The sequence below is a fragment of the Corynebacterium sp. MSK310 genome (assembly GCF_030227355.1).
Lineage (GTDB): Bacteria > Actinomycetota > Actinomycetes > Mycobacteriales > Mycobacteriaceae > Corynebacterium > Corynebacterium rhinophilum.
Map to the genome: position 1 here is coordinate 169,702 of NZ_JASPFZ010000001.1, position 12,806 is coordinate 182,507.

The window sequence follows — 12,806 nt, forward strand, 5'->3', positions numbered from 1 at the left end:
AACGTTCGCACTGGTCCCCTTGGTCTTCCCTCTAAGGCTCTGGTTTAGAGGGTAGACGGCCGCGCCACAAAGACCGTGGCCAACCTTTTTCCCTTCTCCTTAATGAGCGCGATGGCCTGGCCATTGGGGGCTACCGCCGCATGCACCCCGGATAGCCCGCGCGGCTCGAGCCATTTGCCCATCGCTAAAGCCGCGGCCTCGTCCTCGGTGACGGGCAGCACGGGGAAACTGCGCTTGAGTGCTTCGTCGAGGCTCAAGGACAGGCGGGGGTTTTCTGCGAGATCGTCGAGGAGGTGGGCATCGGCAAGCGCAAAGGGCCCCACCGTCGTGCGGCGCAGGGCGGTTAAATGCCCACCGACGCCAAGTGCCTCGCCCATATCGCGCGCCAAGGAGCGGATATAGGTGCCGGAGGAACACTCCACGGATACATCGATGTCTAGAAAATCGCCCTCGGTGCGCATGTCATGAATATCAAAACTGTGGACGGTGACCGGGCGGGCGGGGATATCTACCTCTTTTCCCTCGCGCACCAATTCATGCGCCCTTTTACCTTTGATCTTGATGGCGGAAACCGCGGCGGGCTTTTGCATAATCTCACCGGTCAATGTGGCAACCTCGGCCTCGATGGCGGATCGATCAAGCGCTGCTGCGGGCTTTTCCCAGCGAAATTCGCCCTCGGCATCATCGGTGGTGGTAGAAGCGCCGAGGCGAATGGTGGCCGAATAAGACTTGGTGGAAGCAACCATGTGCGCGAGGAATTTGGTACCGCGTTCGATGCCAAGGACCAGCACCCCAGTTGCCATGGGATCTAAGGTGCCGGCATGGCCGACCTTTTTGGTGTGAAAATACCTGCGTAGGCGGCTAACAACATCGTGAGAGGTCATGCCGGCAGGCTTATCAACAATGACAAGTCCGGAATGTGCGAGCGCATCAGTCATAGGGTACAAGTCTATGCTCTACGATGGATTCCGTGGATATTTGTTACGGAATCGATGACATCCCCGCGGATGTGGGGCCGACCTCGGTAACCATTGGCGTCTTCGATGGCTTGCACCGCGGCCACCAACAGCTCGTTTCTGCTTGCGTGGAGCATGCGCGGGCGAATAGTCAGGTCCCCGTCATGGTGACCTTTGACCCGCACCCGGTCTCCGTTTTCTTGCCGGAGCGCGCCCCGTTATCCGTGGTGAGCTTCGAGCGCAGGCTGGAGCTCGCGGAAGAAATGGGCATCGAGATGGTGCTTGTCATTGACTTCACCAAGGAGCTTGAGGGGGTGGAGCCGCGCCCCTATGTGCGCGACCTCTTGGTGGGCAAACTTCATGCGCACCACGTGGTGGTGGGGGAGAACTTCACCTTTGGCGCTGGGGCCAGCGGTACTGCGGAAGCCATGCGGCAGCTGGGGGAGGAGTTTGGATTTAGCGTCGATATCATCCCGCTCTTGGACGAGGACGGTGTGCAGATTTGTTCCACCTATATTCGCCATAGCCTGTCCCGGGGCGCAATAGAATCGGCGAATTGGGCGCTTGGTCGGCACTTTACGGTCACTGGTCCCGTGGTGCGCGGTGCGGGGCGCGGTGGCAAGGAACTGGGATTTCCCACGGCTAATCAGTATTTCCCGGATACCGTAGCCATTCCCGCGGACGGGGTTTATGCCGGTTGGTTTATTGTGCATTCTGACTCGCCCCTCGATGGGGATATGCAGCCCGAAGTAGCCTATGCCGCGGCGATTTCCGTCGGTACGAATCCCACCTTTGGTGATGAAGAGCGGTCCGTGGAGTCTTTTGTCTTGGACCGCGATGCCGATCTTTATGGCTATGAGGCAACCGTGAAATTCGTGGGCCACCTGCGGGATATGGTGAAGTTTCATTCCGTCGATGAGCTTTTGGAAGCCATGGCCCAGGACGTCGCAGCCGCCCGCAAGGTGCTGGCTGCCGATGCTCGCGCGCAGGGCTGCAATAGCGAAGACTATTTCTTAAAGGAGAAGTAAATGAAGGCCATCCTCGATCTTGATACCGGCATTGATGATGCTTTGGCCTTGGCTTATGCCCTGGCCCACCCCGATCTTGAGCTCATCGGTGTGACGTGTACTTATGGCAACGTCACGGTGCCGCTGGCGGTGCGCAATACCCTGGCGCTGCTGGATTTGCTGGATAGGTCTGATATCCCGGTCTTTGCGGGCCGCAGCCCGGACGGTTTCCAGCCCAGCGAGATTTCCTCCTTCATCCACGGCCAGAATGGCGTGGGCGAGGTCGCGCTTAGCCCGTCCGGTAAGACCGAGGACACGCAGCCGGCCACGGATTTCCTCTTGCAGGCCGTGCGCGATTACGGTGATGACCTGGTCATTATTCCTACAGGTCCGTCGACGACCATCGCCCAGGCTATGCTTGCCGATACCACCTTTGCCGCCAACGCCCACATCGTCATGATGGGCGGAGCGCTGACCGTTCCTGGCAACGTCTCCGCGTGGGCAGAGGCCAATATTTCCCAAGACCCGGATGCCACCGATTACCTCTTCCGCCACAGCCAAGATGTCACCATGGTCGGCCTTGATGTCACCTTGCGCACCCTCTTGACGGAAAAAGAAACCGCGCGCTGGCGGGAGACCGGAACGACCGCGGGCGAGGTTTTCGCCGATATGGTGGATTACTACATCCGCGCTTATGCCACCACGGCTCCCCACTTGGGAGGTTGCGGTCTGCACGATCCGCTGGCCGTGGCGGTAGCCGCAGATCCGTCGTTGGTAGAGGTCATCGAAACCAATATGAAAACGGATACGCAAGGCCCCACCCGCGGGCGCACCATTGCCGATGAAACCCGGCTGAGCCAGGAACCTACCGCGAAGGTGGCCGTGGGCGTGGACAACGAGCGCTTCGTTCATGAATTCGTGGACTACCTCGAAGAACTTTTCCGGACGGTGGGCGCTAAGTAGTGCAGCGTTTTGATTTGCCGCGCTAGTTGGCTGTAAGATGACGATTTGGCTTAGCGACTGTGGTTCACGACAGTTGCGGCACGCGGAGCTCGCCACGGCGGCGCTTTGCGTAGAAGAATAATGTGGACTGAAATAAAGGAGAAATACTCATGGCATTGACCACTGAGAAGAAGGCCGAAATCCTCAAGGAGTACGGCCTGCACGAGACCGACACCGGTTCCCCTGAGGCACAGGTTGCCCTGCTGACCTCTCGCATCAATACTTTGACCGAGCACTTGAAGTTCCACAAGCACGATCACCACTCCCGTCGTGGTCTGCTGCTGATGGTTGGTCGTCGTCGTGGCCTGCTGAAGTACTTGGCAGAAAACAACGTGGATCGCTACCGTGACCTGATTTCCCGCCTGGGCCTGCGCCGCTAATTGCGACGCGGCTGCGGCCGAATTATTCCCCTTGCCCTGCGGCAAGGGGAATTAGTGGTTTTATACCCACTTTATCCTTGTGGGGAGCAGCGGCGTTTGTAATTGCCGTAGCTCAAAAGTGCGGAATCTCTGTTAGAATTTTCACCGTTGTCAAAAACAATGTGGAAAAGGCGGCACCGACGATCGCCTAAAACATTCAAGGAGATTTACTAGATGAGCGTTCAGAACTCCGTAGAGTTCAATATTGATGAAGAATTCGGTATCACCGAAGCTATCGCTGTCCTCGACAATGGGGACTTTGGTACCCGCACCGTTCGTTTCGAAACCGGCCAGCTGGCCCGCCAAGCAGATGGTTCCGTAACCACGTACCTCGACGATGACACGATGCTGCTGGCCACCACGACCGCCTCGAACCAGCCGCGCGAGAACTTTGACTTCTTCCCGCTAACCGTTGACGTGGAAGAGCGCATGTACGCGGCCGGTAAGATCCCCGGTTCCTTCTTCCGCCGCGAGGGCCGCCCCTCCACGGAGGCTATCTTGGCGTGCCGCCTCATCGACCGCCCGCTGCGCCCCACTTTTGTCAAGGGCCTGCGCAATGAAGTACAGGTTGTTATCACCGTCCTGTCGCAGGACCCAGAAGAGTACTATGACGTCGTAGCCATCAACGGCGCGTCCGCGGCAACCCAGCTTTCCGGCCTGCCGGTATCCGGTGCCGTCGGCGGCGTGCGCATGGCGCTCATCGCCGATGACAAGCACCCAGAGGGCCAGTGGGTGGCTTTCCCGAACCACGAGCAGCACGAGCGCGCGCTCTTTGAGATGGTCGTGGCGGGCCGCATCGTGACTAAGGGCCGCAAAGAAGACGTCGCCATCATGATGGTGGAGGCCGGTGCTGGCACCAACGTTGCAGAGCGCATCGCCGATGGCGCCCCGGCTCCGCAAGAAGCCGCCGTCGCCGAGGGCCTCGAGGCAGCCAAGCCGTTCATCAAGACCCTGTGTGAAGCCCAAAACGGCCTTGCAGAGCGTACTGCCAAGGAGACCCAGGAGTTCCCGCTCTTCCCGGCTTATGAGGACGATGTCTTCGACGCCGTGGAAAAGGCTGCTTCCAAGAAGCTGGAGAACCTGCTGACCATCCCAGGCAAGCAGGAGCGCGACGAGGCTACGAATGCACACATGGAACAGGTAGAACAAGACCTGTTGCCGCAATTCGCGGACTTGGAAGAAGCAGTGGCCTCCAAGCAGATTCGTGCTGCTTATAACGAGGTCATGAAGAAGATCGTGCGTCGCAAGATCTTGACCGATGGCTTCCGCATCGATGGCCGCGGGCTTACCGATATCCGCGACCTGTCCGTCGAAGTTGACTTGGTACCACGCGCACACGGTTCTTCCTTGTTCGAGCGCGGTGAAACGCAGATCCTCGGTGTAACCACCCTGGATATGCTGAAGATGGAGCAGCAGATCGACTCGCTTACTCCTATCGAATCCAAGCGATACATGCACCACTACAACTTCCCGCCATTTTCTACCGGTGAGACCGGCCGCGTCGGCTCGCCCAAGCGCCGCGAAATCGGCCACGGTGCACTAGCCGAGCGCGCCCTGCTTCCGGTCATTCCGTCGCGCGAGGATTTCCCGTATGCCATCCGCCAGGTCTCTGAGGCGCTCGGTTCCAACGGTTCCACCTCCATGGGGTCTGTGTGCGCATCCACCCTGTCCCTCTACAATGCGGGTGTTCCGCTCAAGGCGCCGGTAGCCGGCATCGCCATGGGCTTGGTTTCCGGTGAGGTTAAGGGCAAGGAAAAGTTCGTCGCACTGACCGATATCCTCGGTGCCGAGGATGCTTTCGGTGACATGGACTTCAAGGTTGCAGGTACCTCTGAATTCATCACTGCGCTGCAGTTGGACACGAAGCTCGATGGCATTCCGTCTAAGGTCTTGGCTCAAGCACTCGAGCAGGCCCGCGATGCCCGTGCCACCATCCTGGAAACCATGGCTGAGGTCATTGATTCCCCAGATGAGATGTCTGGCCTGGCCCCGAAGATCACCTCGGTGAAGATTCCGGTTAATAAGATCGGTGAGCTCATCGGGCCTAAGGGCAAGACCATCAACCAGATCACCGAAGATACCGGTGCTGAAGTCTCGATTGAAGACGATGGCACGGTCTACATCTCTGCGGTAACCGGCGAAGCAGCGGATGCTGCGATTGAAAAGGTTAACTCCATTGCCAATCCGCAGTTGCCCAAGGTAGGCGAGCGCTTCCTCGGCACGGTAGTCAAGACCGTTCCATTCGGCGCCTTCGTATCCTTGACCCCAGGCCGCGATGGATTGATCCACATCTCCAACCTGGGTGGCGACGAGCGCATCGAGAAGGTCGAAGATGTCGTCAACGTGGGCGACAAGGTACAGGTAGAAATCGCGGATATTGATAACCGCGGCAAGATTTCCCTAGTGCCCGTTGAGGACTAATTCCTCGCGCGCTCGTTAGAGCAATGGCCCTGTTTCCCGCACATGCTGGGAAACAGGGCCATTGCTATGCCTTCGCTATGATTACCTAATTTTGGAAATCAAGCACGAGGCGCTTGGGGTTCTGCAGGAAGGTCACGGAATACGGCGTTTGCTTCTTCAGACCGATGATCAACTGCGTTTGCGCCTCGAAGGTGGTGGTGTAGTTGATCTCTTGCACCACGCCGGCACCTGGGGTGATGCCAGTATCCATGAACTTTTGCTCCAACTCTGGCGTCGATGGCCACGGGGTGCCCTCGATGCCAAGGTTGAGGAATGTAGCGCCTTTTACCTCGACAGGAAGTCCCGAGGCCTGGTGGGCGGGCTGATCCGTATAGGTGGTAAACCACCCGGCTTCGCCGTCTCCTTCAAGGTCGACCACGACGCGGGTGAAAGAATCGTGCGCGGCTACCCGGATCTCTGTGGGAACGAGGCCACCCAATCCAGGAGGAAGGTGGTGTTGATCCTCGAGGGAGGGCGTGCCCATGCCACCAAAAGTCGGCTTTGGATTATTGCCTTGCGCCTTTTGTTGATTGTGGCTTAACGGGGCGGTGTCTTCTACCGTCTTGGTTGGGTCATCGTCAGTGGTCGTGGTAGAAGGCTCTGACTTCTTTGCCGATGACGTCGTCGACTCTGCAGTGGAACTGGTTGATTCCTCCTGCGTGGCAAATGAGGCATCGGCGGCCTTGTCATCGCTGGGGCTAGCGCAAGCAGCCAATGAGAGCATGCAGCTTATACCGGCGCCAGCAGCGATAACGCGGGTGAGAGTAGATCGAGACATTGTGACCACTTCCTAGGTTGTCTACCTTGTTGTCTCTTTCAATTCTACCGGTACACAAGTGGCTCAACTGGGGAAGTGATGCAATTGTTGTACAAAGAAAACTAGCGAAGGTGTGGACTAACGCTTCAACTGGACGAGCTGGATGAGGTTGCCCACGGTATCGTCAAAGACCGCGATGATGGAGGGTCCAACGTCGGTGGGCTCCATGGTAAAGTCCACGCCCTTGTCCTTTAGTTCGGCGTATTCTTTCTCCACATCCTGCGACAAGAATTGGGTGACCGGGATATTATCCGCCTTCAGCGCTTCGGTGTACGTCTTGGCGGCTGGGTGGCCCTCGGGCTCAAGCAGCAATTCAACGCTGCCATCGCCGTCGGCGTTGGTGACCGTCAGCCACCGGAAATCGCCGTGTGTGACGTCATCTTTTACGCGGAAGCCAAGGACATCGACATAGAAATCGTGGGCACGAGCAACGTCATCTACTGGAACGGAAGCAATATAAATCTGCATGGCAGCCAGTCTAGCAGTGGTATTTCTGGTGTCCGGAGGGCTGCCCGCCGCGCATGAGCGAGCGCGATAGGATAGTTAAACAAGTAGAATTTTAACGCAAAGTTGTTAAGAAAGTGAGGCCCACAATGGCGATCAAAGTAGGAATCTTGGGAGCGCAAGGGCGCGTCGGCAAGGCGATTGTTGAAGGCGTGAATGCCGAAGATGATTTAGAGCTCGTAGCGGAAATTAGCCGCGGGGATGAACTGCAGCAATTAGTTGATAATCATGCAGAGGTCATCGTGGACTTCACCCAGCCTGATTCGGTGATGGGAAACTTGGAGTTTTGCATCGCGAACGGCATCCACTGCGTGGTGGGTACCACTGGCTTTGATAAAGAGCGCTTGGACCAGGTTGAGCAGTGGACCCGCCAAGAAGGTGCTGGCAACGTGCTGATCGCACCTAATTTCGCTATCTCTGCTGTCATGACAATGGTGCTTGCTAAGCAGGTAGCGAAGTTCTTTGAGACTGCTGAGGTCGTGGAATTTCACCACCCCACCAAGCTGGATGCGCCTTCCGGCACCGCTATCCACACCGCAGAAGCCATTGCCCAAGCGCGCCGCGACGCCGACTTGGGGGAGATGCCGGATGCAACGGAAAAGTCCCTCGATGGGGCACGTGGGGCGAATGTAGACGGAATCCCGGTGCATGCCGTGCGTACCCGCGGCATGGTGGCCCACGAAGAGGTCATTTTCGGTGCGCAGGGACAGTCTCTGACCATCCGCCAGGATTCTTACGATCGTTCCTCCTTTACTCCCGGCGTACTGGTCGGCGTGCGGGAGATTGCGCAGCACCCAGGATTGGTCGTCGGGCTAGACAAGTACCTGGGGCTGTAGCGGTATGGCCACTGCGAGTGAGCTTAAAATCCAGCTCATTGCCGCTACCGAGTTTCATCCGCCGCAGGGAACGCAGTGGAGCGCTGATGACACGGCGACTGACGGCGAGGCCCTCGTCGAATTCGCCGGACGGGCGTGTTATGAGTCTTTTGATAAGCCCAACCCGCGCACCGCTACGAATTCCGCCTACCTGCACCACATCATGGAGGTAGGCCATACGGCGCTATTGGAACACGCTACGGCCACGATGTACATCACGGGGCTCTCGCGCTCTGCCAGCCATGAATTGGTTCGACACCGGCATTTTTCCTTCTCGCAGCTATCCCAGCGCTTTGTGCATCCAAAGGAGACGCAAGTAGCGCTGCCCAAGCTGGTGGAAGAAGATGAGCAATTGCGCCGGTTGGTCATGCAGGCGGTCGATGAAACCCGTTTTGTCTACGATGAGCTGCTAGAAGCCTTGGAAGAAAAGCTCGATGAGCCGAATGCGCTGCTGCGAAAGAAGCAGGCGCGCCAGGCAGCGCGCGCAGTATTGCCCAACGCTACGGAAACTAGGCTCGTCGTTACCGGTAATTACCGCGCGTGGCGCCACTTCATTGGGGCGCGGGCGGCCGAGCACGCGGATACGGAATTGCGCCACGTAGCGGTGGAGTGTTTGAAGCATTTGCAGGAGCAAGCACCAGCGCTTTTCGATGACTTCCATATCACCACGTTGGCCGATGGAACGCAGATGGCCGCAAGCCCCTACGCTTAACACGCGGCACCCCGATGCGGCCAAAAGGTGTCCTAGCGGGTAACCTTGACGGCTATGAGCACAGGTATGACAGCAAAGACTGGCGTTGACACCTTCGGTCGCATTGGCGTCGCCATGGTCACTCCGTTTGATCGTGACGGTGCGCTGGATTTAGAAGCGGGTCGCCGCCTGGCAGCTCATCTCGTAGACAACGGCGTGGATTCACTCATCTTGGGTGGAACGACGGGCGAGTCTCCAACCACGTCCTTGGATGAAAAGTTGGAGCTGCTCAAGGCCGTAAAAGAGGAAGTAGGAGACCGCGTCCGGATCTGTGCGGGCGCCGGAACGAATAATACCGCCACCTCCATCGAGGTGGCCCAAGCTTCCGCCGCCGCCGGAGCCGATAGTTTGCTCGTGGTGACTCCCTATTATTCTAAGCCCTCCCAAAAGGGCGTCTACGAGCATTTTGCCGCAGTTGCTGATTCCACGGATCTGCCGATTTGCGTCTATGACATCCCTGGCCGCTCGGGCATCCCAGTGGCGTCGGATACGCTCCGCCGCCTTGCGGAATTGCCGACTATCCAAGCCGTGAAAGATGCCAAGGGCGATCTTTCTGCGGCCGCAGAACTCATCCAAGAAACCGACTTGGCGTGGTACTCCGGTGATGATCCGATTAACCTGCCGTGGCTATCCCTCGGCGCTTCGGGTTTCATCTCCGTTATCGGTCACGCCGCACCGCGTGCCTTGGTAGAACTCTATGAAGCTTTCGATGCGGGCGATTTGGCCCGCGCGCAAGAAATAAATTACTCAACGCTTCTTCCACTGACCCGCGCTCAAGCGCGGTTGGGCGGAGCGACATTTGCAAAGGAAGCTCTGCGCCTGCAGGGCTTTGAAGTTGGCGAGCCCCGCCTTCCTATCACCGCCGCGAGCGAGGAGGAACGCGAGGTACTTCGCCGTGATTTGGAACAATCTGGAGTCCTTTAAGAATGACTGAACCCCGTAACCGTTCCCGCAAGGTCACCCGCAAGGCGGGTCCACCTTCGGAAACTGAGACCGCCTCCAACGAGGCGGCTTCGCCCGTATTTCAGGCCCCTGCCAATAACGTCGGCACTGCCGGAAACGAAGACCAGGGCAACTCTGGCCACAACAACTCGTCCGATAACAAGAACGATGGCGATAACAACGGACGTCGCTCGCGTTCCCGCGGCGGCCGCGGCCGTGGCCGTGGCGGAAACGGCAATAATGCCCATGGCCAGGGAAATAACCACGGCGGCAATGGCCAAGGTGGCAATAACCACGGTGGCAATAACAAGAACAACAATGGTGGCAACGGAAAGAACGGCAATGGCAAAGGCCGTGGCCGCAACAACAACCGCGGCCGCCGCAATGTGCCGAAGTCGATGCAGGGCGCGGATCTGACCAAGCGCCTGCCGGAACCGCCGAAGCAGGCGAAAGATACCCTGCGCATCTACGCTTTGGGCGGAATTTCTGAAATCGGCCGCAATATGACCGTCTTTGAGTACGGCGATGAGCTGCTCATCATTGACTGCGGCGTGCTCTTCCCATCCTCCGGCGAGCCTGGCGTGGATCTCATCCTGCCGGACTTCGGGCCGATTGAAAAGAAGATCAACAAGGTCAAGGCCCTCGTGGTCACCCACGCCCACGAAGACCACATCGGTGCCATCCCGTGGCTGTTGAAGCTGCGCCCGGATATTCCCATCGTTGCCTCCCGTTTCACCATCGCGCTTATTGCGGCGAAGTGTAAGGAACACCGCCAGAAGCCGAAGTTCGTCGAGGTTAACGAGAAGTCCGACGTGACCTACGGCTGCTTCCGCGTTCGCTTCTGGGCGGTTAACCACTCCGTGCCTGATGCACTCGGCATCATGCTGGGCACCCCGGCCGGTAACATCATCCACACCGGTGATATCAAGCTGGACCAGACCCCGTTGGATAACCGTCCGACCGACCTTCCGGCGCTGTCTCGTTACGGCGACGAGGGCGTTGACCTCATGCTGTGCGATTCCACCAACGCCACGGTGCCGGGCGTATCTGCCTCCGAGGGCGATATCCCTGCCAGCTTCAAGCGCTTGGTGGCTAACGCGAAGCAGCGTGTCATCTTGGCTTCCTTCGCCTCGAACGTCTACCGCGTGCAGGCCGCCATCGATGCTGCCGTGGCCAATGGCCGCAAGGTGGCCTTCAACGGCCGTTCGATGATGCGCAATATGGAAATTGCGGAAAAGATGGGCTTTCTGAAGGTGCCGCGCGGCACGATTATCCCCATCGATGAGGCCGCGAAGATGGCCCCGCACAAGACCATGCTCATCACCACCGGTACGCAGGGTGAGCCGATGGCTGCGCTCTCACGTATGGCCCGCCGCGAGCACCGCCAGATTACGGTGCGCGATGGCGATACCATCATCTTCTCGTCCTCGCTCATTCCGGGCAACGAAGAGGCCGTCTTCGGCGTTATCAATATGCTGTCCCAGATTGGCGCCAACGTCATCACCAACCAGGACGTCAAGGTGCACGCTTCCGGCCACGGCTACTCCGGTGAGCTGCTCTTCCTGTACAACGCGGCGCGCCCGCGCAATGCCATGCCGGTCCACGGCGAGTGGCGCCACCTGCGCGCCAATAAGGAATTGGCGATTTCTACCGGCGTTGCTCGCGACCGGACGGTCTTGGCGCAAAACGGCGTCGTGGTGGATCTGCGCAAGGGCCGCGCGGAGGTCGTCGGCCAGCTGCAGGTTGGCCACCTCTACGTCGATGGCGTGTCCATGGGCGATGTCGATGCCGATACCTTGGCAGATCGCACCAACCTAGGCGCCGGCGGCGTGGTATCCATTACCTGCGTGATCGATAACCGCACCTCTCGCTTGCTAGAGCACCCGACGGTCGCGACCACCGGCTTCTCCGACGATGACCGCGGCGTCGTGCCCGAGGTGGCAGAGATGGTGGAAAACACCATGAACGACCTCGCTGCAGAGGGTGAGAATGACACCTACCGGATGGTGCAAAAGCTGCGCCGCAAGGTTTCCAAGCTCATGGATTCCAAGTACAAGCGCGAGCCGGTCATTTTGCCCACCATCGTGCCGACGAATTCCGGGACGCTGCTTGCCGATGACGCCGATGTCGACGCCAGCCGCGAGTCCCTGTAGATTCTCCTACAAAAGGATTTAATCCCGGCATAATTTCTGTGCCCCAGCATTTCGATGTCCTCGGTATGCTGGGGCACATGTCGTTTTCATCTTCCGAACGCGCCAAGATGGTCGCGCTTTTTCATCAGTTAGGTCCAGATGCCCCCACGTTGTGTGAGGGCTGGACCACGCGCGACTTAGTTACTCACCTCTGGGTGCGCGAAAACCGTCCCGATGCTGCCGCGGGCATGTTCCTCTCGGTCTTTAAGTCTCACCTGGACAAGGAATCCGCCAAGGTCGCCCGCCGCGATTTCGATGAGCTTGTCGATGCCTGGGGGAGGGGACCGGCAAAGTTCAACCCCGCACGCTTTCTTGATTCCCAGCAGAATTTGGCCGAGCATTTTATCCATCACGAGGATATTCGCCGCGCCAATGGCGAGACCGAACCGCGCGATTTTTCCGCTGCGGTACAGAAGAAGCTGCACCGCTTTTTGAAGATCTGGGCTAAATTTAGCCTGCGCAAGTCCGCCCAACCGGTCATCTTGCAACCGGATGGGCTGCCGCGCATCGTCGTGGCGGATAAGCACGGGGTGGCCGATCGTGGTGATCGTGTGGTCCGCGTCAGCGGGGAGGTCGGGGAACTACTGCTGTGGGCGTACGGGCGCGACGTTGTCCAAGTCACCATCAATGGCGATGAGTCCGCCATTGAAATGTCAACCCTCTAGCCTAGAAATAGGCACTTTTCCTGGCCAGGCGGCAACATTTTGACGCAGACACTGCATAATTTCCAGTTTGCGGACCGCGCCACGCGTGTGGCGTATGTGATTTGTGGGGTTTTCCGGTTAAGGTAAATGACATGTCTGTCAAAAATGCCTCCTCGCGCGGATCGCGCCGCAACCAGACGCGAGCATCGAAAAGCGCGCCTGGCCGGAAAGTCAACC

General features: G+C 58.4%; 12 protein-coding genes. 9 read left to right on the forward strand and 3 right to left on the reverse strand.

What is annotated here, in order from left to right; all coding sequences use genetic code 11:
- Window positions 1-44 precede the first annotated feature (44 nt).
- Window positions 45-938: a tRNA pseudouridine(55) synthase TruB gene (gene truB / locus QP891_RS00800; RefSeq protein ID WP_284769625.1), complete on the reverse strand. Its 894-nt coding sequence runs from the start codon at window positions 936-938 to the stop codon at window positions 45-47.
- Window positions 939-961: 23 nt separating this feature from the next.
- Between truB and QP891_RS00805 the strand changes: the two genes are divergently transcribed.
- The 4 genes from QP891_RS00805 to QP891_RS00820 all read left to right on the forward strand — a co-directional run bounded on the left by QP891_RS00805 (window position 962) and on the right by QP891_RS00820 (window position 5,805).
- Complete coding sequence (locus tag QP891_RS00805) at window positions 962-1,984, forward strand: bifunctional riboflavin kinase/FAD synthetase (RefSeq protein WP_284769626.1); 1,023 nt, start codon at window positions 962-964, stop codon at window positions 1,982-1,984.
- Entirely contained in the window at window positions 1,985-2,926 is a 942-nt protein-coding gene (locus tag QP891_RS00810; protein ID WP_284769627.1) for a nucleoside hydrolase, read from the forward strand. It begins immediately after the preceding gene.
- Window positions 2,927-3,075: 149 nt separating this feature from the next.
- Window positions 3,076-3,345: a 30S ribosomal protein S15 gene (gene rpsO / locus QP891_RS00815; RefSeq protein WP_005278802.1), complete on the forward strand. Its 270-nt coding sequence runs from the start codon at window positions 3,076-3,078 to the stop codon at window positions 3,343-3,345.
- Window positions 3,346-3,558: 213 nt separating this feature from the next.
- The gene (locus tag QP891_RS00820; protein WP_284769628.1) at window positions 3,559-5,805 is read left to right on the forward strand and encodes a polyribonucleotide nucleotidyltransferase; all 2,247 of its coding nucleotides are present in this window, start codon (window positions 3,559-3,561) and stop codon (window positions 5,803-5,805) included.
- A gap of 85 nt (window positions 5,806-5,890) precedes the next feature.
- On the opposite strand, the gene QP891_RS00825 is transcribed toward QP891_RS00820, so the two are convergent.
- Window positions 5,891-6,622: an AMIN-like domain-containing (lipo)protein gene (locus QP891_RS00825; RefSeq protein ID WP_284769629.1), complete on the reverse strand. Its 732-nt coding sequence runs from the start codon at window positions 6,620-6,622 to the stop codon at window positions 5,891-5,893.
- A 117-nt stretch (window positions 6,623-6,739) separates the two neighbouring features.
- Complete coding sequence (locus QP891_RS00830) at window positions 6,740-7,129, reverse strand: VOC family protein (protein WP_284769630.1); 390 nt, start codon at window positions 7,127-7,129, stop codon at window positions 6,740-6,742.
- Window positions 7,130-7,254: 125 nt separating this feature from the next.
- Between QP891_RS00830 and dapB the strand changes: the two genes are divergently transcribed.
- The 5 genes from dapB to QP891_RS00855 all read left to right on the forward strand — a co-directional run bounded on the left by dapB (window position 7,255) and on the right by QP891_RS00855 (window position 12,590).
- The gene (gene dapB, locus QP891_RS00835; protein WP_284816809.1) at window positions 7,255-8,001 is read left to right on the forward strand and encodes a 4-hydroxy-tetrahydrodipicolinate reductase; all 747 of its coding nucleotides are present in this window, start codon (window positions 7,255-7,257) and stop codon (window positions 7,999-8,001) included.
- A 4-nt stretch (window positions 8,002-8,005) separates the two neighbouring features.
- Window positions 8,006-8,752 carry an FAD-dependent thymidylate synthase gene (thyX, locus tag QP891_RS00840; protein WP_284769632.1) on the forward strand — a complete coding sequence of 249 codons (747 nt, stop codon included), beginning with the start codon at window positions 8,006-8,008 and terminating at the stop codon, window positions 8,750-8,752.
- A 54-nt stretch (window positions 8,753-8,806) separates the two neighbouring features.
- A complete protein-coding gene (gene dapA / locus QP891_RS00845; protein WP_284769633.1) occupies window positions 8,807-9,715 on the forward strand; it encodes a 4-hydroxy-tetrahydrodipicolinate synthase in 909 nt (302 codons plus the stop codon).
- A 2-nt stretch (window positions 9,716-9,717) separates the two neighbouring features.
- On the forward strand, window positions 9,718-11,886 hold the full coding sequence (locus QP891_RS00850) for a ribonuclease J (RefSeq protein ID WP_284769634.1): 2,169 nt from the start codon (window positions 9,718-9,720) through the stop codon (window positions 11,884-11,886).
- A gap of 65 nt (window positions 11,887-11,951) precedes the next feature.
- Window positions 11,952-12,590: a TIGR03085 family metal-binding protein gene (locus QP891_RS00855; RefSeq protein ID WP_284769802.1), complete on the forward strand. Its 639-nt coding sequence runs from the start codon at window positions 11,952-11,954 to the stop codon at window positions 12,588-12,590.
- Window positions 12,591-12,806: the final 216 nt, after the last annotated feature.